Origin of the sequence: Cupriavidus basilensis OR16 (genome assembly GCF_000243095.1) — a bacterium.
GTDB lineage: Bacteria > Pseudomonadota > Gammaproteobacteria > Burkholderiales > Burkholderiaceae > Cupriavidus > Cupriavidus basilensis_D.
Genome location: NZ_AHJE01000058.1, coordinates 44469 through 66421 on the forward strand (window position 1 = coordinate 44469; position 21953 = coordinate 66421).

The window sequence follows — 21953 nt, forward strand, 5'->3', positions numbered from 1 at the left end:
GCCGGGCCGATGCCGTGACGCTCAGGCCAGCCTGACCATGCCTGTGCGCGGGGCGCGCGTGCCGCGGGCGACGGATTCCGTTTCCGCGCCTTGCGCCTGCCCGGTGCGCAGCGTGTCGAAGAATCGCCACAGCGCGGGTTCATCGCTGGTTGCCACGTTGAACCGTATCCACGGCGAGTCGCTTTCTTCCGGTTCAAAGTAAGAACCCGGCGCCAGCCAGATGCCGTGCTCCAGCGCCAGCGTCGCCAGCCGGTTGCCCGACAGCGCGCCCTGGTCGCGGCCTTCCTCCGGCCGCAGCCTGGCCCAGGCAAACATCCCGCCTTCCGGGCGCAGCATCACCTCCAGCCCGTGTGCTTCCATCTTCTCGGTGATCCGGTCCTGCTGGGCGCGAAGCCGTTCGGCCAGCGCTGCCACGTGGCGGCCATAGTGGCCGCTGGTCAGCACCGAGTACACCAGCCGCTCGGTCACCTCCGATGACGTCAGTCCCACGGCCATCTTGGTGCGGGCCAGCGCCTTGGCCAATTCCGGGCTGGCCGCCAGGTAGCCGACCCGCAGCGACGGCGTGATGGTCTTGGAAAACCCGTTGACGTAGATCACGTGCGAGAGCCCGTCCATGGCCGCCAGCATCGGCGAGCCGGGTGGCGCCAGCTCGCGGTAGATATCGTCCTCCACCACCAGCAGCCGGTACTGCTCGGCCAGTTGCAGCACGCGGTGCGCGTTCATGCTGGTGAGCGTGCCACCGGTAGGGTTCTGCAGCACTGTGTTGACGAACAGCGCGCGCGGCGCATGGGCGCGGATGGCGTGGTCCAGCGCGTCGGTGTCGAGCCCGCTGGCGGTGCGGCGTACGCCCACCACCCGCAGGCCGGCGAGGCGCAGGATCTGCAGCAGGTTGCAGTAGCAGGGGTCTTCCACCAGCACGGTGTCGCCCGGGCGCAACAATGTACGAACCACCAGGTCCAGGGCCTGCGTGGCGCCCTGGGTCAGCACCACCTGCTGGGCCTGCACCGGCATGCCGTACTGGCTGAGCCCGGTGGCGATATGCTCGCGCAGCGCGGCGAAGCCGTAAGGGTGGCCGTAGCCCGAGACTTGCGCGGCGGGCACCCGCGCCGCGGCGCGCATCGCCTGGTGCAGCCCTTCCTCGTTGAGCCAGTCGCCGGGCAGCCAGCCCGCCCCCGCCTTGATTGGCACCGAATGATCGGCGAACACATCCGATAGCAGCCACGCGGCGTTGAGTCCCGGCGCCTCCCAGCGCGCCGCCGGTGCCTGGCCGGCCGGGGCGTGGCGGTGCGCCACCGTATAGCCGGAACCCACCCGTGCGCTCAGGTAGCCCAGCGCGGTCAGGCGGCCATAGGCCTCGGCCACGGTGAAGGTGCTGACCCCGTGTGCCTGGGCAAAGCGCCGCACCGAAGGCAGCGCCACGCCGGCGCGCAGCACGCGCCGGTCCACCAGGCTGGCGACGCCGGCCACGATCTGCTCGGTGAGGGTATCCCCGCTGCGCCGGCCGCGGACGAGTTCAAGGTTCAGCATGCGTTACATATAAGGATTGACCTGTACAGTTTAATGGCCGTACCGGTCCAGTGGGAAGCGTCATCACAGCACCAGGGCGTGCGGCACTGCAACGTGAATCCGTCTGCTGGCGCGACCTTGGGCGCCATGACGGGAACAGCAGCGGGATCCGCAGGCGCGATTGCCGGCCTTGGGTACTTCTTGATCTGTACAGTTGTCTCACTCTTAACTGTACGGTAAGGCGAGCTTCTGCCGACCGTATATTCTTTAAGCCGGGCCGGGCCGCTACAGTGGCCGCATTCACCAGAATCACCTGCCAACCCGGGCGTGGCGGCAACCGCCGCCGCCCAAGCCAATTGCCAATCGCTACCGCTCCTGAGGAGGACGTATGGATGCCGCCAAGACTGTGATCCCCGATCTCGATGCCCTGTGGATGCCGTTTACCGCGAACCGCCAGTACAAGGCGGCCCCGCGCTTGCTCGACTCCGCCAGCGGCATGTACTACACCTCGCATGACGGCCGCCAGATCCTCGATGGCTGCGCCGGCCTGTGGTGCGTCGCTGCCGGCCATTGCCGCCAGGAGATCGCGGACGCGGTCGCCCGCCAGGTGCAGACCCTGGACTACGCGCCGCCGTTCCAGATGAGCCACCCGCTCACCTTCGAGGCCGCTACCAAGGTAGCCGCCATCATGCCGGCCGGGCTGGACCGCATCTTCTTCACCAACTCGGGCTCGGAAGCGGTAGACACCGCGCTGAAGATCGCGCTGGCGTATCACCGCGCCCGTGGCGAGGGCCAGCGCACTCGCGTGATCGGGCGCGAACGCGGCTACCACGGCGTTGGCTTCGGCGGCATGGCGGTCGGCGGCATCGGCCCCAACCGCAAGGCCTTCTCGGCCAACCTGATGCCCGGCACGGACCACCTGCCGGCCACACTGAACATTGCCGAGGCGGCCTACTCCAAGGGCCAGCCGACCTGGGGCGCGCACCTGGCCGACGACCTGGAACGCATCCTGGCGCTGCATGACCCGTCCAACGTGGCCGCCGTCATCGTCGAGCCGCTGGCCGGCTCCGCCGGCGTGCTGGTGCCGCCGGTGGGCTACCTGGAAAAGCTGCGCGAGATCACCAGCAAGCACGGCATCCTGCTGATCTTCGACGAGGTCATCACCGCCTTCGGCCGCCTGGGCGCGGCTACCGCCGCCGAGCGCTTCAAGGTCACGCCGGACCTGATCACCATGGCCAAGGCCATCAACAACGCAGCCGTGCCGATGGGCGCGGTGGCGGTCCGGCGCGAAGTGCACGACACCGTGGTCAATTCCGCGGCGCCGGGCGCCATCGAGTTCCTGCACGGTTACACCTATTCCGGCCATCCGCTGGCGATGGCCGCGGCCATTGCCACGCTGGATATCTACAAGAACGAGAACCTGTTCGGCCGCGCCGCCGAACTGGCGCCCAAGTTCGAAGCCGCGGTGCATGGCGTGCGCGGCGTGCCCCACGTGAAGGACATCCGCAATCTCGGCATGGTGGCCGGCATCGAGTTGGAGCCGCGTCCCGGCCAGCCTGGCGCGCGCGGCTATGAGGCCTTCCTGAAATGCCTGGAGCGCGGCGTGCTGGTGCGCTTCACCGGCGACATCCTCGCTTTCTCGCCGCCGCTGATCATCACCGAGGCGCAGATCGAAGAGATGTTCGACACCGTGAAGAAGGTGCTGCTAGAACTGCAGTGATTGCAGTGAACGCAGCGAGCAGGGTGGCCAGAGACAAGACAAGGGGCACTGACGTGAACATCGCAGAGAACCGGCAGATCGCCGACATCGCGCACTATATCGGCGGCACCGTGCGCGCCGCCTCGTCGGACCGGTTCGCCGACGTCTTCAATCCGGCCACCGGCGCCGTGGCCGGGCGCGTGGCGCTCGGCTCGGCGCAGGACGTGGATGCCGCGGTGGCCGCCGCGCATGCGGCCTTCCCGGCCTGGTCCGAGACTGCGCCGCTCAAGCGCGCGCGCATCCTGTTCAAGTTCAAGGAACTGCTCGACCGCCACCATGACGACCTCGCCGCGCTGATCACGCGCGAGCACGGCAAGGTGTTCTCGGATGCCAAGGGCGAAGTCACCCGCGGCGTCGAGATCGTGGAGTTCGCCTGTGGCATTCCCAACCTGCTCAAGACCGATTTCACCGACAACATCGGCGGCGGCATCGACAACTGGAACCTGCGCCAGCCACTGGGCGTGGTGGCCGGCATCACGCCGTTCAACTTCCCGGTGATGGTGCCGATGTGGATGTTCCCGGTGGCGCTGGCGTGCGGCAACACCTTCGTGCTCAAGCCGTCGGAGCGCGATCCCTCGCCCTCGCTGCTGATTGCCGACCTGCTCAAGCAGGCTGGCTTGCCGGATGGCGTGTTCAACGTGGTGCAAGGCGGCAAGGAAGCCGTCGACGCGCTGCTGGCGCACAAGGACGTGCAGGCGCTGTCCTTCGTCGGCTCGACGCCGATTGCCGAGTACATCTACACGGAAGGCACCCGGCGCGGCAAGCGCGTGCAGGCCCTGGGCGGCGCCAAGAACCACCTGGTGGTGATGCCCGACGCAGATCTTGACCAGGCCGTGGACGCGCTGATCGGCGCTGCCTACGGTTCGGCCGGCGAGCGCTGCATGGCCATCTCGGTCGCCGTGGCGGTGGGCGATGTCGCCGACAAGCTGGTGCCGCGCCTGGCTGAACGCGCGCAATCGCTGAAGATCCGCAACGGCATGGAAGACGATGCCGAGATGGGTCCGCTGGTGACCGCCGCGCACAAGGCCAAGGTAGAAGGCTATATCGCCAAGGGCGTGCAAGAGGGCGCAACGCTGGTGACCGACGGCCGCGGCCACAAGGTTGACGGGCACGAGAACGGCTTCTATGTGGGCGGCACACTGTTCGACAACGTCACGCCGGACATGACCATCTACAAGGAAGAAATCTTCGGCCCGGTGCTGTCGGTGGTGCGCGTGCATGACCTGGCCGAAGCGGTGGACCTGATCAATGGCCACGAGTACGGCAACGGCGTGTCCTGCTACACCAGCGACGGCGGCGTGGCACGCGCTTTCTCGCGCCAGATCCAGGTGGGCATGGTCGGCATCAACGTACCGATTCCGGTGCCGATGGCGTGGCACTCGTTCGGCGGGTGGAAGCGCTCGCTGTTTGGGGACCATCATGCCTACGGCGAGGAAGGGGTTCGGTTCTATACGCGTTACAAGAGCATTATGCAGCGCTGGCCGGATAGTATTGGGAAGGGGGCGGAGTTTGCCATGCCGGTGGCTAAATGAATGGGTTTGGGGTTGGGCTGGATGATGGGGGTGGGGGGCTGTTTCTTTGATCGGCGATGGCATCTTGCACCCAACAGCCGTACGACATCTCCCTGTGAGGTTGGTCGCTGTTTCTTTGATCGGTGATGGCGTCTTGGACCCAAGAGCGTACGACGCAGGGTCGGCTTTCTTCTCGTTAGTCTTCTTTGCCGACGCAAAGAAGAGTGACCGGCAGCCCCCGCAGGGGGATGTCGTACGCACTTGGGTCCAAGGCGCCATCGCCGATCAATCAAACAGCGACCAACCAGCAAGTGATGAATAAGCGAACACCACCACGCTAAAATACACCGCTTTTCAAAGCCGCCAAGCACCCCAGGAGTCCCCCCCGATGAGTCTATTCCGCACCAAGAACATCGAAGCCATGCTGGCCGCTGCCCGCGACGACGGCCTGAAAAAAGTGCTCGGTCCCGTCGACCTGATCCTGATGGGCATCGGCGCCATCATCGGCACCGGCATCTTCGTGCTGACGGGCACCGGCGCGCTCACGGCCGGCCCGGCGCTGACCGTGTCCTTCGTGATCGCCGCAATGGCCTGCGGCTTTGCCGCGCTCTGCTACGCCGAATTCGCGTCCGCGATCCCCGTCTCCGGCTCCATCTACACCTACAGCTATGCCACGCTCGGCGAAATCGTGGCGTGGATGATCGGCTGGGACCTGCTGCTCGAATACGGCCTTGCGACCTCTGCGGTGTCGGTGGGCTGGTCGGGCTATTTCCAGTCGCTGATAGCGGGCTTCGGCATTCACCTGCCGGTCTTGCTCACCGCCGCGCCCGGTGCAGTGCCGGGCGTGCAGACGCTGTTCAACCTGCCCGCTGCCGTGATCATGCTGTTGATCACCTGGGTGGTGTCGTACGGCGTGCGCGAGTCGGCGCGCCTGAACAACGTGATGGTGGCCATCAAGATCGCGGTGGTGCTGCTCTTCATCGGGGGGGTGGGCGTGTGGCACGTCAAGCCGGCCAACTGGCATCCGTTCGCGCCGTTTGGGCTGGACGGCGTCTTCAATGCGGCCGCGCTGGTGTTCTTCGCTTTTATCGGCTTCGACGCGGTGACCTCGGCCGCCGAGGAAGTGCGCAACCCGCGCCGCGACCTGCCGATCGGCATCATCGGCTCGCTGGCGGTCTGCACCGTGCTGTACGTGACGGTTGCGGCCATCATGACCGGCATCGTGCCCTTCGCCAAGTTCGCGGGCATCGATCATCCGGTCTCGCTGGCGCTCCAGTACGCGGGCGAGAACTGGGTGGCGGGATTCGTCGATCTCGGCGCCATCCTGGGCATGACCACGGTGATCCTGGTGATGACCTTCGGCCAGACCCGCATCATCTTTGCCATGTCGCGCGACGGGCTGCTGCCCCAGCGGCTCTCGACGGTGCACCCGGTGCATGCCACGCCGTTCTTCGCCACCTGGACGGTGGGCATCGTGTTTGCGTTTATCGCTGCGTTCGTGCCGCTCAATGTGCTGGCGGAGCTGATCAATATCGGCACGCTGTCGGCCTTCACGCTGATCTCGGTCGCGGTGCTGGTGCTGCGCAAGACGCGGCCGGACCTGCCGCGTGCCTTCCGCTGCCCGGGTGTGCCGGTGGTGCCGCTGCTGTCGGTGGGTTTTTGCCTGTTCCTGATGGCCCACCTGCAGGCGCTGACTTGGGTGGCCTTCCTGGCCTGGCTGGCGATTGGCCTGGCGATCTACTTCCTCTACGCACGCCGCAATGCGGTGCTGCACGGCGGCGACTGACGCCGCTTGCGGCTACCGTTCGCGCGCGCCGGCTTCCTGCAGGAAGGCCAGCGCGCGCGGCTCCTCGACAAAGGCGGAGTTGATGCGGATCCAGGCCGAGGTCTCGCCGCCTGGCCGGAAATAATTGCCGGGCGCCAGCGTCACCCCATGCCGCTCGGCCAGGGTCACCAGCTCGCGCGAATCCTCGATCCCGGACGTGCGGGCCCACAGGAAATTGCCACCCGCCGGCTCGCAATACACTTCCCAGCCGGCGTCGCCCAGGCGCTGCACCGCGCGCGCGGTGGCCTGGCGCACCCGCAGCCGCAGCCGCTCCATGTATTTGCGATAGGCGCCGCGCTCCAGCAGCGCCGCCGTCACGCTTTCTGCGAAATGCGAGCCCGCTACGCTGGTCAGCACCTTCACATCCACCAGCTCCTTCACCAGTGCCTTGTCGGCCACCAGGTAGCCGATCCGCAGCGAGGCCGACACCGTCTTGGAGAATCCGCCGATGTAGATCACGTGCTCGAGCTGGTCCAGCGTGGCCAGCCGATCGGTGTAGTTGGTCTGGAAGTCCGAGAAGATATCGTCCTCGACAAAGCGGAAGCCGTGACGGCGCGCCAGCTCCAGCAGGCGGAACGCCACCGGCGGCGAGAGGGTCGAGCCGGTCGGGTTCTGCAGCACGCTGTTGGTGAAGAACAGCTTGGGCTTGTGTTCGCGCAGCAGCGCCTCGGCGGCGTTCGGGTCGGGGCCGTTGCGGGTTTGCGGCACCCCCACCAGCCGCACGCCGTGCAGGCGCAGCAGGCCGAACAGGTTGTAGTAGCCGGGATCCTCCACGAACACCGTATCGCCTGGCTTGAGCAGGCGCCGCACCACCAGGTCCAGCGCCTGGCTGGCGCCCGTGGTGATCAGCACCTGCGGCAGCTCCGCTGCGATGCCGAGCTGCCGCACGCGGGTCAGCACATGCTGGCGCAGCTCCGGGTTGCCCATCGGCGTGGCGTAGTGGATCACGCTATCGATGTCGTTGCGCGAGACCTGGCGGATGGCCTGGGTCAGCCCTTCCACGTCGCGCCAGCTCTCTGGCACGAAGCCGCCCGCCAGCTTGAGCGTGGCGCTGGGATGGTTGAACTGCTCCAGGATATGGTCCGACAAGTCCTCCGCCAGACTCGGGTCGGACCAGCCATTGGCGCCGCGCGCCAGCAGCGGGCTGTCCGCGACGAAGAAGCCCGACCCGTGGCGGGAATCGAGCAGGCCCTGCGACACCAGCCGGTCATAGGCCTCGATCACCGGGAAACGGCTGATGCCATGCTCCGCCGCGAGCTGCCGGATCGACGGCAGGCGCGCGCCGGGGCGCACCTCGCGCGTGCTGATCCAGGTCTTGACCTCACTCACGATCTGGTCGGTCAGGGGCACGCCGGTGGCGGGAACGAGGGTCAGCTTCATCGGCAGGATGCGGGGAAAGTGTCAGGAAAAACTAGTGAACAGTTCATGCCAAACTGTTCGCAACTGTTCATGGGATTGTAGTTTGCGCTGTGAATAATGTAAGGCATGCGGCAAACGTGCCGGCACTGGCTGGGCCGGTGGGTACGACAAACATGGCCGCAATGCAGAACAGGAGTGATGACATGCGCGAACTAAGGATCTTCGAACTCGATGAACCCGGCCGGCCGGTGAGCTGGCGTGCCCGCGAAGGGCAGAGCGTGAAGGCGATAGAAGGCCGCCTCTGGCTCACGGTGGAAGGCCACCTCGCGGACATCTGGCTGCTGCCGGGCGCCGTCTTTGCGCTGCCGGCCGGCACCCGGGTGTGGCTGTCCGGCGAAAGCGAGGGCGCGCGCTTCACGCTCGCCGAAACGCCGGCGTCGGCGCCGTTGCCGTGGCGCTGGCTGGGTGGGCTGGCCAGTGCGCTGAAGCGCCGCTTTGGCGAGCGTCGTGCCTCCGCTGCCGGCCAGTGCCCGGAACCAGGCCTCTGAGAGGTTGCCGGCGCGGACCGCACGCAGCGCGTCCGGTCATCCCGTTCCCATCCGTATTGGTAGAAGCCTGGCCAAGTGTCTGGTCGTGCGCTCTCCAGGATGCCGTTTTCCGGCATCGGTCTCCCCCGATGCCTCGTTAACTCTCCCCCACATCGTCGCGCCAACTATGCGAGGATGTTTCCTATGGCTGGCCGCGCCGCGCGGCAAGCAGCGCCGCCGTGGCGTGATTGCCGTTAACGTAAACGTCATATAATCAAGACGTCGCGCCGGCGCCAGCCAGACCGCTCGCCTGTTCGATCCGAGCCGCCTCCAGAGCGGCAGCCATGGACGTCATGCGACCAGCCAGAACACCGAATGTGGTGGAGACAAATGACCGATCTTTCCGATGTGCAGAAGGGCGCTCAACCTAGCGCTCCCCATCCGGCGCAGGGACCAAAAGGCCCCGTCAACAAGGTGCGCTTCGTCACCGCGGCCTCGCTGTTCGATGGCCACGACGCCTCCATCAACATCATGCGGCGCATCCTGCAGTCCTCGGGTTGCGAGGTGATCCATCTCGGGCACAACCGCTCAGTGGACGAGGTGGTCAACGCGGCCCTGCAGGAAGACGTACAGGGCATTGCCATCTCCAGTTACCAGGGCGGCCACGTCGAGTATTTCAAGTACATGGTGGACCTGCTGCGCCAGCGCGGCGGCGAGCACATCCAGCTGTTCGGCGGCGGTGGCGGCGTGATCGTGCCGCTTGAGATCCGCGAGTTGCAAGCCTACGGCGTGGCGCGGATCTTCAGCCCGGAAGACGGCCAGCGCCTGGGCCTGGCGGGCATGATCGCCGACATGGTGCAGCGCTGCGATATCGACCTGGCGCGCTATGCCCCTACCACGCTCGATGCGATGAAGGGCGGCGACCGCCGCGCGCTCGCCCAGCTGATCACGGCACTGGAAAACGGCAAGGCGGATCCCGCGCTGGCCGACGCCCTGCGCGCCGAGGCCGCCACGGTGAAGACGCCCGTGCTCGGCATCACCGGCACCGGCGGCGCGGGCAAATCCTCGCTGACCGATGAGCTGATCCGCCGCATCCGGCTGGACCAGCGGGATGGGCTGTCCATTGCGGTGATCTCGATCGACCCCTCGCGCCGCAAGTCCGGCGGCGCGCTGCTGGGTGACCGCATCCGCATGAACGCAATCAACCATCCGCGCATCTTCATGCGCTCGCTGGCCACGCGCGAGGCCGGCTCGGAGATCTCGCAGGCGCTGCCCGATGTGCTGGCGGCCTGCAAGGTGGCCGGCTTCGACCTGATCATCGTCGAGACCTCGGGCATCGGCCAGGGCGACGCCGCCATCGTTGCGCACGTGGACCTGTCGCTCTACGTGATGACGCCCGAGTTTGGCGCCGCCAGCCAGCTCGAGAAGATCGACATGCTGGACTTCGCGGATTTTGTCGCCATCAACAAGTTCGACCGCAAGGGCGCGCAGGACGCGTGGCGCGACGTGGCCAAGCAGGTGCAGCGCAACCGCGAGCAATGGCACGCCAAGCCCGAGGAGATGCCGGTGTACGGCACCCAGGCGTCCCGCTTCAACGACGACGGCGTGACCATGCTCTACCAGGGCCTGCGCGAAGCGCTGTGCGCGCGCGGCATGCGTGCGCCGGCCGGCGTGCTGCCGCAGTTGAGCGGACGCATCTCCACCGGCCAGAACGTGATCGTCCCGCCGGCCCGCAATCGCTACCTGGCGGAGATCGCCGACACGGTGCGCGCCTATCATCGGCGCGTGGATGCGCAGAGCCGCCTTGCGCGCGAGCGCCAGCAACTGCGCGAGGCGCGGCGCATGCTGCTGGCCGCCTCCGGGCAAGAAGACCAGGGCGAAGCGCTGCAGGCTCTCGCCACCGAACGCGAAGCCGCGCTCGGCGGCGAGGAGCGCAAGCTGCTGGCGATGTGGCCGGAGATGCGCAAGGCCTACAGCGGCGACGAGTACGTGGTGAAGATCCGCGACAAGGAGATCCGCACCACGCTCACCACCACCACGTTGTCCGGCACCACGGTGCGCAAGGTGGTGCTGCCACGCTTCGAGGACGATGGCGAAGTGCTCAAGTGGCTGCTGCGCGAGAACGTGCCTGGCAGCTTCCCCTACACCGCCGGCGTCTTTGCCTTCAAGCGCGAGAACGAAGACCCCACCCGCATGTTCGCCGGCGAGGGTGATGCCTTTCGCACCAACCGCCGCTTCAAGCTGGTCTCCGAGGGCATGGACGCCAAGCGGCTGTCCACCGCCTTCGACTCGGTCACGCTGTACGGCGAGGATCCGCATACGCGCCCGGACATCTACGGCAAGGTCGGAAACTCGGGCGTGTCGATCGCCACGTTGGACGACATGAAAGTGCTGTACGACGGCTTCGACCTGACCAGCCCGTCGACCTCGGTGTCGATGACCATCAACGGGCCCGCGCCCACCATCCTGGCGATGTTCATGAACACCGCCATCGACCAGCAGCTCGACAAGTTCCGCGCCGACAACAACCGCGAGCCCAGCGCCGACGAGGAAGCCAAGATCCGCGCGTGGGTGCTGCAGAACGTGCGCGGCACGGTACAGGCCGACATCCTCAAGGAGGACCAGGGCCAGAACACCTGCATCTTCTCGACCGAGTTTTCACTCAAGGTGATGGGCGATATCCAGGCGTACTTCGTCCATCGCCAGGTGCGCAATTTCTACTCGGTGTCGATCTCCGGTTATCACATCGCGGAGGCGGGAGCGAACCCGATCTCGCAGCTGGCGTTCACATTGTCCAACGGCTTCACCTATGTGGAGGCCTACCTGGCGCGCGGCATGGATATCGATGACTTCGCGCCCAACCTGTCGTTCTTCTTCTCCAACGGCATGGACCCGGAATACAGCGTGCTGGGCCGCGTGGCGCGCCGCATCTGGGCGGTGACGCTGCGCGACAAGTACGGCGCCAACGAGCGCAGCCAGAAGCTCAAGTACCACGTCCAGACTTCCGGCCGCTCGCTGCACGCGCAGGAGATCGATTTCAACGATATCCGCACCACGCTGCAGGCGCTGATCGCCATCTACGACAACTGCAATTCGCTGCACACCAACGCGTACGACGAAGCCATCACCACGCCCACCGGCGAGTCGGTGCGCCGCGCGCTGGCGATCCAGCTCATCATCAACCGCGAGTGGGGCGTGGCCAGATGCGAGAACCCCAACCAGGGCAGTTTCCTGATCGATGAGCTGACCGACCTGGTGGAAGAAGCGGTGATGCAGGAGTTCGAGCGCATCGCCGAGCGCGGTGGCGTGCTCGGCGCGATGGAGACGGGCTACCAGCGCGGCAAGATCCAGGAAGAGTCGCTGTACTACGAGCAGCGCAAGCACGACGGCACGCTGCCCATCATCGGCGTCAACACCTTCCGCAATCCCGACGGCGACCCCACGCACAAATCGCTCGAACTGGCGCGCTCCAGCGAAGAGGAGAAGCAGGGGCAACTTGCGCGGCTGGCGGATTTCCAGGCCCGCCATGCGGATGCGGCGCCGGCCATGCTGCAGCGGCTGCGCCAGGCGGTGATCGACAACGACAATGTGTTCGCGGTGCTCATGGATGCGGTGCGCGTGTGCTCGCTCGGGCAGGTCACGCACGCCTTGTTCGAGGTAGGGGGCCAGTACCGCCGCAATATGTGATCCGTCCGCCAGGGGCTGTCTAGCACGAGGCCCCTGCGTTAAACTTGATGTTTGCGCCAGCCGAGTCGCCTTGCAGGCAGCGAGCGCCGGCGAAGATCAAGACCAAGACCAATCAGGAGTGCCGTGTACGATCCCAACAATATCTTCGCCCGCATCCTGCGGGGCGAATTGCCTTGCAACAAGGTCTATGAAGATGCCGACACCATCGCCTTCATGGACATCATGCCGCAGTCGGACGGCCACGTCCTGGTCGTGACCAAGGAACCCGCCGCCCAGCTGTTCGACCTCTCCGACGCAGGCGCCGAAGCCGCCATCCGCACCACCAAGCGTGTTGCCCGCGCCGTGCGCGCCGCCTTCTCGCCAGACGGCATCTCGATCGGCCAGTTCAACGGCGCCGCCGCTGGCCAGACCGTGCCGCACGTGCATTTCCACATCGTGCCCCGCTACGCCGAGCGCACCCTGCGCGGCCACGGCACCGACATGCAGGATCCGGAAATCCTTAGCCAGCATGCCGAGCGCATCATCGCCGCACTGGGCGAAGCCTGACCAAATACACCGGTGCGCTGTGACTGCAGCGTGCCTCGCCTGAATCAAGCAACCAGCAACAAGGAAGAGAAGATGGGAATCAGGACAGTTGGCATCGTAGGCGCCGGCACCATGGGCAATGGCATCGCGCAAGCGTGCGCCGTGGTGGGCCTGGACGTAGTGATGGTGGATATCAGCGACGCAGCGGTGAACAAGGGCATCGCCACCGTGGGCAGCAGCCTGGATCGCCTGATCAAGAAAGACAAGATCACCGAAGCCGACAAGGACGCCGCACTCGCGCGCATCAAGGGCTCCACGTCCTACGACGCGCTCAAGGCCACCGACATCGTGATCGAAGCCGCCACGGAGAACTTCGACCTCAAGGTCAAGATCCTCAAGCAGATCGACAGCATCGTCGGCGACGACGTGATCGTCGCGTCCAACACCTCGTCGATCTCGATCACCAAGCTGGCCGCCGTGACCAGCCGCCCGGGCAACTTCATCGGCATGCATTTCTTCAACCCGGTGCCGATGATGGCACTGGTGGAGCTGATCCGCGGCCTGCAGACCAGCGATGCCACGCACGCGCTGGTAGAAGAACTGTCGAAGAACCTCGGCAAGTACCCGATCACCGTGAAGAACAACCCGGGCTTTGTGGTCAACCGGATTCTCTGCCCGATGATCAATGAGGCGTTCTGCGTACTGGGCGAAGGCCTGGCGTCGCCGGAAGAAATCGACGAAGGCATGAAGCTGGGTTGCAACCACCCGATCGGCCCGCTGGCGCTGGCTGACATGATCGGCCTGGACACCATGCTGGCTGTGATGGAAGTGCTGTACACCGAGTTTGCCGATCCGAAGTATCGTCCGGCCATGCTGATGCGCGAAATGGTGGCGGCGGGCTATCTCGGCCGCAAGACCGGGCGTGGCGTGTACGTGTATAGCAAGTAAGCGCGGCTCCCGCAGTGCGAGAAAGGCCGGCTTTGAAGCCGGCCTTTTTCTTTTCTCAGGCGCCCCGGGCGCTCACTCTCCGTACTGCCTCAACCCCTCCAGGTCCAACACCTCGATGACGCCATAATCCACCTTGACCAGCCCCTGCTGCTCCAGCACCTTCAATGCCTGGTTAGCCCGCTGCCGCGAGATCCCCGCCAGCAGCCCGATCTCCTCCTGCGAAATCTCCAGCGTCTTGCCCAGCCCAGGGTACAGATGCTCATTGAAGAGCGAAGACACGGCCCGCGCCACCCGTGAGTCGATGTCGAGCAGCCGCTCATATTCGACGGCAGCGATGAACTGCCCCAGCCGCTCATTGAACTGCGTCAGCAAGAACCGCGTAAAGGGCAAGCTGGTATCCAGCAACCACTGAAAAGTCTCGCGCGGCAGGAAAGCAATCCGCGAGCGCCGCAGCGCCATCACGTCATACTTGCGGATCTCGGCCTTGAGCACGGCGCCCTCGCCAAACCAGCCCCCGGTAGGCACGCCGGTGAATGTGACCGACTTACCGGACGGCGATACCGTAGTGATCTTGACGATCCCTTCCAGCACGCCCAACCAGTGCTCCGCCATGTCGCCCTTGTGACAGACGTAGTCGCCCTGGCTATATTCGCGCACACACATGGCGCGGCGGACAATGTCGCGTTGTTCTTCGCTGAGGTCGGCTGCCCACACGCAGCGGTCGACGAAATCGTTGAGCATGACCTGGAGAACCTTCCCGTAGGGATTAACCCGGAATTGTCATCGGCGTGACAACCGGGGGAAATGGCATGGACTATCTTACGATCACCACGAACCGCGAATGCGCGCCAGGACAGGCGCGGCTGGCTTGTTGCGTTGCGGCGGAAACGCCGCCGGGCAAAACAGGCCAAGTATAACCAGCGGCAGCAGGCTTGGCACCGGTGGCGGACCCCCGCCCCGGAGGGACAGGAGACATCCATGCAGGAACCGTCGGCGACGACCTTCCCGCGCTTGTTGCTTGCGCATGCGCAGCAGCGGCCGGAAAGCCCGGCTTACCGTGAGAAGGATCTCGGGATCTGGCAAACCTATGGCTGGGCGCAGACCGCGCAGGAGGTGCGCGCGCTGGCGTGCGGCTTGGCCGCGCTGGGCTTTGAGCGTGGCATGAACCTGGCGGTGGTCGGCGACAACCGGCCGCGCCTGTACTGGGCCATGAGCGCGGCGCAGGCCACGGGCGGCGTGCCGGTGCCGCTTTACCAGGATGCGATTGCCGGCGAGATGATCTATGTGCTGAACGACGCCGAGATCGACTTCGCCGTCGTGGAGGACCAGGAGCAGGTGGACAAGCTGCTCGAGGTGGAGGAGCAGCTTGCCGCGCAGGGCCGCAAGGTCCGCCACATCATCTATGAAGACCCGCGCGGGCTGCGCGACTACGATCATCCGGCGCTGATGTCTTACGAGCGCCTGCAGGAAATCGGCCGCGAGTTCGATCGCGCCAATCCGGGATACTTCGATGCGGCCGTTGCCGCCGGCGAGCCCGACGACACCGCCATCATCCTCTACACCTCCGGCACCACCGGCAAGCCCAAGGGGGTGTGCCACTCGCATCGCGGCCTGATCGGCGCGGCGCGCAACGGCTGCGCGTTCGATGGCCTGACCGCGAAGGACGACGTGCTGTCCTACCTGCCGATGGCATGGGTGGGCGACAACCTGTTCTCCTACGCGCAGGCCATGGTGGCGGGCTTTACCGTGAACTGCCCGGAATCGCGCGAGACGGTGATGACCGACCTGCGCGAGATCGGTCCCACCTATTACTTCGCGCCACCGCGCATCTATGAAAACCTGCTGACGCAGGTGATGATCCGCATGGAAGACGCGGGCTGGATCAAGCGCAAGCTTTTCCACTGGGCCATGGGCGTGGCGCGCCGCTGCGGCACCGACATCCTCGATCGCAATCCGGTGCCGCTGGCCGACCGGTTGCGCTACGCGGCTGGCGAAGCGCTGATCTTCGGGCCGCTGCGCAACGTGCTCGGCATGAGCCGCATCCGCGTGGGCTACACGGCGGGCGAGGCGATTGGTCCGGACCTGTTCCGCTTCTATCGTTCCATTGGCGTCAACCTCAAGCAGTTCTACGGCCAGACCGAAACCTGCGCCTATGTCTGCCTGCAGCCGGACGGCAAGGTCAAGTTCGATTCGGTCGGGCCCGCCGCGCCGGGCATGGAAATCCGCATTGCCGACAACGGCGAAGTGCTGGTGCGAGGCGTGGGCTTGCTGAAGGCCTACTACAAGCGTGACGATGCCACCCGCGAGGCGATCAACGACCAAGGCTATTTCATGACCGGCGACGCCGGCGTGCTGGACGCCGACGGCCACCTCAAGATCATCGATCGCGCGAAGGACGTGGGCAAGCTGTCCGACGGCGCCATGTTTGCGCCCAAGTACATCGAGAACAAGCTCAAGTTCTTCCCCTACATCAAGGAAGCGGTGGCGTTCGGCAGCGGCCGCGACAGCGTTTGCGCGTTCATCAACATCGATTTCGAAGCCGTGGGCAACTGGGCCGAGCGGCGCCACCTGGCGTATGCGGGCTACATCGACCTGGCGGCGCAGCCAGAGGTGATCGCGATGATCGGCGAGTGCGTCGAGCAGGTGAATGCCGACCTGGCCACCGATGCCATGCTGGCCGGCTCGCAGGTCTCGCGCTTCCTGATCCTGCACAAGGAGCTGGATCCGGACGACGATGAGCTCACCCGCACGCGCAAGGTGCGCCGTGGCTTTATCGCGGAGAAATACGCATCGCTGATCGATGCGCTGTACGCCGGAAAACCGGAGCAGTTCATCGAGACGCGGGTGAAGTTCGAGGACGGACGTGAAGGCAGCGTCTCGGCCACGTTGAAGCTGGTCGATGTGAAGCGCTTCGCGCCGGCCACCGCCGGCGCGAAGCGCGCGGCATGAGCAGGGGCGGGAGGATGACGCAAATGGCATGGCAAGGCGTGGAGCGCGGCGGCGATGGCCAGCCGGTGTGGAGCGGTGCGTCCGCGGCGGCGGGGGCAGTGGAACTGCAAGGCGGCGCGCAGGAGGAGCGTGCGCTGGTGCGTGGGGCCGGCAAAGTCATACTCGACCTGCAGAACATCTCGCTGGCCTTCGGCGGCGTGAAGGCGCTGACCGATATCTCGTTTGACGTGCGCGAGCATGAGATCCGCGCCATCATCGGGCCCAACGGCGCGGGCAAGAGCTCGATGCTCAACGTGATCAACGGCGTCTACCACCCGCAGCACGGACGCATCGTGTTTCGTGGCGAGGAACGGCGCAAGATGCATCCCACCGCGGCGGCGCGCCAGGGCATTGCGCGGACCTTCCAGAACATCGCGCTGTTCAAGGGCATGACCGTGCTCGACAACATCATGACCGGGCGCAACACCAGGTTCCGCAGCGGCCTGCTGGCCAATGCGCTGTGGTGGGGCCCCGCGCGCAACGAGGAGATGCTGCACCGGCGCAAGGTCGAGGAGGTGATCGACTTCCTCGAGATCCAGGCCATCCGCAAGACGCCGGTGGGGCGCCTGCCCTATGGCCTGCAAAAGCGCGTGGAGCTGGCACGCGCGCTGGCGGCGGAGCCGTCGATGCTGCTGCTCGACGAACCAATGGCCGGCATGAATGTGGAAGAGAAGCAGGACATGTGCCGCTTCATCCTGGATGTGAACCACCAGTTCGGCACCACCATTGTCCTGATCGAGCACGACATGGGCGTGGTGATGGATATCTCTGACCGCGTGGTGGTGCTGGACTACGGCAAGAAGATCGGCGACGGCACGCCCGAGGCCGTGAAGGCCAACCCGGACGTGATTCGCGCCTACCTGGGCGCGGGCCACTGAAGTGGATGCAGGTGCAACGCACGGAACGAGACAAGGAAAGCCATGACGTTCTTCTTTGAAATCCTGATCGGTGGGCTGTTGTCGGGATTGATGTATTCGCTGGTGGCACTGGGGTTCGTGCTCATCTACAAGGCATCGGGCGTGTTCAACTTCGCGCAGGGCGCGATGGTGTACTTTGCCGCGCTGGCGGTGGTGGGCCTGATGGACAAGGGCCTGCCGATGTGGGCGGCCGTGATCGGCGCGTTCGGCGTGATGGTGGTGGTAGGCATCAGCACCGAACGCCTGGTGCTGCGCAAGCTGGTGAACCAGCCACCCATCACGCTGTTCATGGCGACCATCGGGCTGTCCTTTTTCCTCGAGGGACTGGGGCCGCTGTTGTTCGGCAATGAAGTGCGCCCGATCAACCTCGGCATCGTCGACGAGCCGATCGAAGCCATCCTGACGCGCTTCAATATCGTGGTCTCCAAGTTCGACCTGGCAGCGGCGGGCATCGCCGGCATCCTGGTGGGCACGCTGGCGCTGTTCTTCCAGTACACCAAGGTGGGCCGGGCATTGCGCGCGGTGGCTGACGATCACCAGGCGGCGTTGTCGCTGGGGATTCCGCTGCAGCATATCTGGGCCATCGTCTGGGGCGTGGCGGGCTTCGTGGCGCTGGTGGCGGGCATGCTGTGGGGCTCGCGCAATGGCGTGCAGTTCGCGCTGACCCTGACCGCGCTCAAGGCGCTGCCGGTGCTGATCCTGGGGGGCTTTACTTCGGTGCCGGGTGCCATCGTCGGCGGGCTGATCATCGGGGCCTCGGAGAAGCTGGCCGAGATCTATATCCCGCCCGTGTTCCAGTCCGCTTTTGGCGGCAACTTCGGTGGCATCGAAGGCTGGTTCCCCTATGTGTTTGCGCTGTTGTTCCTGCTGGTGCGGCCCGAGGGGCTGTTCGGTGAGAAACACATTGATCGTGTCTGAGCGGCCCTCGCCACAGGAGAGAAAACATGTTCTACCGTGAATCCGGCCAGTTCAAGACCACCTACGTCGCCGACAGCCAGATCTTCCCCATCCGCCAGGACCGCATCGGCTTTGCGGTGCTGATGGCGGTGGCCTTCGTGGTGATTCCGCTCACAGGTTCGGAGTACTGGTTCTCGGCCATCCTGATCCCGTTCCTGATCTTCGCGCTGGCCGCGCTCGGGCTCAATATCCTGACGGGCTACGCGGGCCAACTCTCGCTCGGCACGGCGGCCTTCATGGCGGTGGGTGCCTACGCGGCCTACAACTTCCAGTTGCGCATCGAGGGCCTGCCGGTGCTGCTGACCTTTATCCTCGCCGGCCTGTCGGCGGCGCTGGTGGGGGTGGCGTTCGGCCTGCCGTCGCTGCGCATCAAGGGCTTCTACCTTGCGGTGGCGACGCTGGCCGCGCAGTTCTTCGTGGTGTGGGCGCTGACCAAGTTTCCCTGGTTCTCCAACAACAGCTCATCGGGCGTGATCACCGCGCAGCAGTTGAACCTGTTCGGCATCCCCATCGATACACCGGTGAAGAAGTATCTCTTCGTGCTGATGCTGGTGACGGTGCTGGCCAGCGTGGCCAAGAACCTGGTGCGCTCCTCCACCGGGCGGGCCTGGATGTCGGTGCGCGACATGGACGTGGCGGCCGAAGTGATCGGCATTCCGCTGATGCGCACCAAGCTGCTGGCCTTTGCCGTCAGCTCGTTCTACTGCGGCGTGGCGGGCGCGCTCTATGCGTTCTGCTACCTGGGCTCGGTCGAGCCGGACGGCTTTTCGCTGGATCTGTCCTTCCGCGTGCTGTTCATGATCATCATCGGCGGCGTGGGCAGCATCCTGGGCTCGTTCCTGGGTGCGGCCTTCATCCTGCTGTTGCCGATCTTCCTGGACATCGCACTGCCGCCGCTGGCCGCGCTGCTGCACCTGCCCTTTACCAACGCGGCGGTGTCGCATATCCAGCTGATGGTGTTCGGCGGGCTGATCATCTTCTTCCTGGTGGTGGAGCCGCATGGCCTGGCGCGGCTGTGGCAGATCGCGAAGGAGAAGCTGCGGCTGTGGCCATTCCCTCATTGAGTCTCATCGCGTCGGCGTTTTTTGCTTCGGAACAAGAGAAACGGGTATCCCATAACAAACACACCTGCCAAGGTGAAGGAGACACAGTCATGACCATCCTGATTCGCAATCTGCAGCGCATTGCCCTGGCGGTGGGGGCGTCGGCCGCGCTGCTGGCGCCGCTGGCGGTGCAAGCCCAGAGCGGCGAGCAGTTCGTTGCGCTGCCCAGCTATCGCGTCGGCCCCTATGGCGCCAACGGACAGTCCTTTTATGGCGGCTTCGTCGACTACCTGAACTACGTCAACCTGAAGGAGGGTGGCGTGAACGGCGTCAAGCTGTCGTGGGAAGAGTGCGAGACCGAGTACAACAACGCCAAGGGCGTGGAGTGCTATGAGCGGCTCAAGAGCAAGAGCGCAGCCAGCAAGGGCACCGCGTATCACACCATGTCGACCGGCATCTCCTATGCGCTGGTGGACAAGACCGCGGCCGACAAGGTGCCGCTGGTGATGATGGGCTACGGGCGCACCGATGCGGTCGACGGTTCGGTCTTCCCCTATGCCTTCCCGCTCGTCACTACCTACCAGATGCAGGTCTCGGCCATCGTCAAGTTCCTGGCGTCCAAGAATGGCGGCTCGCTTGCCGGCAAGAAGATCGTCTACCTGTACCACGACTCCGCCTATGGCAAGGAGCCGATCGTGGCGCTGGAGGCCGAAGCCAAGCTCGGCAAGTTCAACCTCGTCGAGATCCCGGTGGCGCACCCCGGCAACGAGCAGGGCGCGCAGTGGCTGAAGATCCGCCAGGAAAATCCTGACTACGTGATCTTCTGGGGCTGGGGCGTGATGAACCAGACCGCGCTCAAGGCCGCGCAAAAGGTGGGCTTCGCGCGCGACAAGATGATCGGCTCGTGGTGGGCAGGTTCGGAAGAAGACACCGTACCCGCCGGAGACGCCGCCAAGGGCTATATGAGCGCGACCTGGAACGTGGCCGGCAAGGGCGTGCCCGTGATCGCCGATATCGACAAGGTGGTCTACGGCGCGGGCAAGGGCAATATGCAGGACCGCAACAAGGTCGGCTCGATACTCTACAACCGAGGCGTGTCCGCGGCCGTGGTCACGGTGGAAGCGATCCGCGTGGCGCAGGCCAAGTACGGCAAGGGCAAGGTCATGAGCGGTGAGGACATGCGCTGGGCGTTCGAGAACCTGAACGTGAACAACGCGCGCCTGCAGCAGCTGGGCGCCACTGGCCTGCTGCCGGAGATCAAGACCAGTTGCGACAACCACGAAGGCTCGGGCAAGGTGAAGATCCAGCAGTGGGACGGCACCAAGTGGGTCGTGGTGTCAGACTGGATCGAAGGCAACAAGAACCTGATCCATCCGCTGTTCAAGGCGAGCGCGGCGCAGTTCGCGAAGGAGAAGGGCATCTCGCCGGCGTGCATGAAGTCTTGACGCGGGCGCTGCAAGGCGTTTGTTGATTGTTGTTGACTCCGCTTGCCCGCGCGGGCAAGCGGAGATGAAGCCAGCCAGGAACCACCAACCGAGCCGTACCATGAGCCTGTTGTCCGTCAACAATATCGAAGTCATCTACGACCACGTCATCTTGGTGCTCAAGGGCGTTTCCCTTGACGTGCCCGAGGGGCGGATCGTGGCGCTGCTGGGCGCCAACGGCGCGGGCAAGACCACCACGCTCAAGGCCATCTCCAACCTGCTGCACGCCGAGCGCGGCGACGTCACCAAGGGCTCGATCGAGTATCGCGGCAACCGCGTCGACCGGCTCACGCCCAACGAGCTGGTCAAGCGCGGCGTGATCCAGGTGATGGAGGGGCGGCATTGCTTCGCCCACCTGACGCTGGAGGAGAACCTGTTGACCGGCGCCTATACGCGCGGCTTGTCGCGCGGCGAGACACGCGATGCGCTGGAGCGCATCTACGACTACTTCCCGCGCCTGAAGACGCGCCGCAAGTCGCAGGCGGGGTACACCTCTGGCGGCGAGCAGCAGATGTGCGCGATCGGCCGGGCCATGATGGCCAAGCCCAGCATGATCCTGCTGGATGAGCCGTCGATGGGCTTGGCACCGCAGATCGTGGAGGAGATCTTCGAGATCGTGCGCGACTTGAACCAGCGCGAGAAGGTCAGCTTCCTGCTGGCGGAGCAGAACACCATGGTGGCGCTGCGCTATGCGGACTATGGCTACATCCTGGAGAACGGTCGCGTGGTGATGGACGGCGCGGCAGAGGCCCTGCGGACCAATGAGGATGTGAAGGAGTTCTATCTGGGCGTGGCGGCGAACGATGGAGAGGGCGGCGGCCGCAGCTCGTTTCGCGACGTAAAGAGTTATCGCCGGCGCAAGCGCTGGCTCGCCTGAGAAGAGCGAATCCGCCGCGGGCCGCTCGCTACGCGCGCCT

Annotated in this window: 16 protein-coding genes; 13 read left to right on the forward strand and 3 right to left on the reverse strand. The window is 65.3% G+C overall.

The genetic code is table 11. The features are described from left to right. Positions 1-21: 21 nt before the first annotated feature. A complete protein-coding gene (locus OR16_RS21875) occupies positions 22-1527 on the reverse strand; it encodes a PLP-dependent aminotransferase family protein (RefSeq protein ID WP_006160130.1) in 1506 nt (501 codons plus the stop codon). Positions 1528-1894: 367 nt separating this feature from the next. Between OR16_RS21875 and OR16_RS21880 the strand changes: the two genes are divergently transcribed. From OR16_RS21880 to OR16_RS21890, 3 genes are all read left to right on the forward strand, one after another. Continuing rightward, entirely contained in the window at positions 1895-3226 is a 1332-nt protein-coding gene (locus tag OR16_RS21880; protein WP_006160131.1) for an aspartate aminotransferase family protein, read from the forward strand. Positions 3227-3279: 53 nt separating this feature from the next. After that, a complete protein-coding gene (locus tag OR16_RS21885) occupies positions 3280-4797 on the forward strand; it encodes a CoA-acylating methylmalonate-semialdehyde dehydrogenase (protein ID WP_006160132.1) in 1518 nt (505 codons plus the stop codon). A 367-nt stretch (positions 4798-5164) separates the two neighbouring features. Continuing rightward, entirely contained in the window at positions 5165-6562 is a 1398-nt protein-coding gene (locus OR16_RS21890) for an amino acid permease (protein ID WP_006160133.1), read from the forward strand. A gap of 12 nt (positions 6563-6574) precedes the next feature. On the opposite strand, the gene OR16_RS21895 is transcribed toward OR16_RS21890, so the two are convergent. Then, positions 6575-7981, reverse strand: coding sequence for a PLP-dependent aminotransferase family protein (locus tag OR16_RS21895; RefSeq protein WP_006160134.1), 1407 nt, complete (start codon positions 7979-7981; stop codon positions 6575-6577). Between the two features lie 182 nt (positions 7982-8163). Here OR16_RS21895 and OR16_RS21900 point away from each other — a divergent pair, with 182 nt between their 5' ends. From OR16_RS21900 to OR16_RS21915, 4 genes are all read left to right on the forward strand, one after another. Further along, complete coding sequence (locus tag OR16_RS21900) at positions 8164-8508, forward strand: DUF2917 domain-containing protein (protein ID WP_006160135.1); 345 nt, start codon at positions 8164-8166, stop codon at positions 8506-8508. A gap of 369 nt (positions 8509-8877) precedes the next feature. Continuing rightward, positions 8878-12174, forward strand: coding sequence for a fused isobutyryl-CoA mutase/GTPase IcmF (icmF, locus tag OR16_RS21905; RefSeq protein WP_006160136.1), 3297 nt, complete (start codon positions 8878-8880; stop codon positions 12172-12174). A 123-nt stretch (positions 12175-12297) separates the two neighbouring features. Further along, positions 12298-12720, forward strand: a complete 423-nt coding sequence (locus OR16_RS21910; RefSeq protein WP_006160137.1) for an HIT family protein — start codon at positions 12298-12300, stop codon at positions 12718-12720. Between the two features lie 72 nt (positions 12721-12792). Next, complete coding sequence (locus OR16_RS21915) at positions 12793-13647, forward strand: 3-hydroxybutyryl-CoA dehydrogenase (protein ID WP_006160138.1); 855 nt, start codon at positions 12793-12795, stop codon at positions 13645-13647. 72 nt (positions 13648-13719) lie between these two features. Here OR16_RS21915 and OR16_RS21920 read toward each other — a convergent pair whose 3' ends face one another. Next, positions 13720-14388 carry a Crp/Fnr family transcriptional regulator gene (locus tag OR16_RS21920; RefSeq protein WP_006160139.1) on the reverse strand — a complete coding sequence of 223 codons (669 nt, stop codon included), beginning with the start codon at positions 14386-14388 and terminating at the stop codon, positions 13720-13722. Positions 14389-14625: 237 nt separating this feature from the next. Between OR16_RS21920 and OR16_RS21925 the strand changes: the two genes are divergently transcribed. The 6 genes from OR16_RS21925 (at position 14626) to OR16_RS21950 (ending at position 21913) form a co-directional block, all read left to right on the forward strand. Continuing rightward, positions 14626-16596 (forward strand): AMP-dependent synthetase/ligase, encoded by a 1971-nt coding sequence (locus OR16_RS21925; protein WP_006160140.1) that lies wholly within the window; start codon positions 14626-14628, stop codon positions 16594-16596. 14 nt (positions 16597-16610) lie between these two features. Then, the gene (locus OR16_RS21930; RefSeq protein ID WP_043420605.1) at positions 16611-17513 is read left to right on the forward strand and encodes an ABC transporter ATP-binding protein; all 903 of its coding nucleotides are present in this window, start codon (positions 16611-16613) and stop codon (positions 17511-17513) included. A 42-nt stretch (positions 17514-17555) separates the two neighbouring features. Beyond that, a complete protein-coding gene (locus tag OR16_RS21935; protein ID WP_006160142.1) occupies positions 17556-18470 on the forward strand; it encodes a branched-chain amino acid ABC transporter permease in 915 nt (304 codons plus the stop codon). 26 nt (positions 18471-18496) lie between these two features. Next, on the forward strand, positions 18497-19573 hold the full coding sequence (locus OR16_RS21940; RefSeq protein ID WP_006160143.1) for a branched-chain amino acid ABC transporter permease: 1077 nt from the start codon (positions 18497-18499) through the stop codon (positions 19571-19573). Between the two features lie 89 nt (positions 19574-19662). Beyond that, a complete protein-coding gene (locus tag OR16_RS21945; protein WP_006160144.1) occupies positions 19663-20997 on the forward strand; it encodes an ABC transporter substrate-binding protein in 1335 nt (444 codons plus the stop codon). 100 nt (positions 20998-21097) lie between these two features. Next, complete coding sequence (locus OR16_RS21950) at positions 21098-21913, forward strand: ABC transporter ATP-binding protein (protein ID WP_006160145.1); 816 nt, start codon at positions 21098-21100, stop codon at positions 21911-21913. The last annotated feature ends 40 nt before the right edge of the window (positions 21914-21953 follow it).

Excerpts from the sequence above, each read along its gene's own strand:
- OR16_RS21875 (WP_006160130.1), bottom strand. The coding sequence starts at position 1,527 with ATGCTGAACCTTGAACTCGTCCGCGGCCGGCGCAGCGGGGATACCCTC.
- OR16_RS21880 (WP_006160131.1), top strand. The coding sequence starts at position 1,895 with ATGGATGCCGCCAAGACTGTGATCCCCGATCTCGATGCCCTGTGGATG.
- OR16_RS21890 (WP_006160133.1), top strand. The coding sequence starts at position 5,165 with ATGAGTCTATTCCGCACCAAGAACATCGAAGCCATGCTGGCCGCTGCC.
- OR16_RS21895 (WP_006160134.1), bottom strand. The coding sequence starts at position 7,981 with ATGAAGCTGACCCTCGTTCCCGCCACCGGCGTGCCCCTGACCGACCAG.
- OR16_RS21900 (WP_006160135.1), top strand. The coding sequence starts at position 8,164 with ATGCGCGAACTAAGGATCTTCGAACTCGATGAACCCGGCCGGCCGGTG.
- icmF (WP_006160136.1), top strand. The coding sequence starts at position 8,878 with ATGACCGATCTTTCCGATGTGCAGAAGGGCGCTCAACCTAGCGCTCCC.
- OR16_RS21915 (WP_006160138.1), top strand. The coding sequence starts at position 12,793 with ATGGGAATCAGGACAGTTGGCATCGTAGGCGCCGGCACCATGGGCAAT.
- OR16_RS21920 (WP_006160139.1), bottom strand. The coding sequence starts at position 14,388 with ATGCTCAACGATTTCGTCGACCGCTGCGTGTGGGCAGCCGACCTCAGC.
- OR16_RS21925 (WP_006160140.1), top strand. The coding sequence starts at position 14,626 with ATGCAGGAACCGTCGGCGACGACCTTCCCGCGCTTGTTGCTTGCGCAT.
- OR16_RS21930 (WP_043420605.1), top strand. The coding sequence starts at position 16,611 with ATGACGCAAATGGCATGGCAAGGCGTGGAGCGCGGCGGCGATGGCCAG.
- OR16_RS21935 (WP_006160142.1), top strand. The coding sequence starts at position 17,556 with ATGACGTTCTTCTTTGAAATCCTGATCGGTGGGCTGTTGTCGGGATTG.
- OR16_RS21940 (WP_006160143.1), top strand. The coding sequence starts at position 18,497 with ATGTTCTACCGTGAATCCGGCCAGTTCAAGACCACCTACGTCGCCGAC.
- OR16_RS21945 (WP_006160144.1), top strand. The coding sequence starts at position 19,663 with ATGACCATCCTGATTCGCAATCTGCAGCGCATTGCCCTGGCGGTGGGG.
- OR16_RS21950 (WP_006160145.1), top strand. The coding sequence starts at position 21,098 with ATGAGCCTGTTGTCCGTCAACAATATCGAAGTCATCTACGACCACGTC.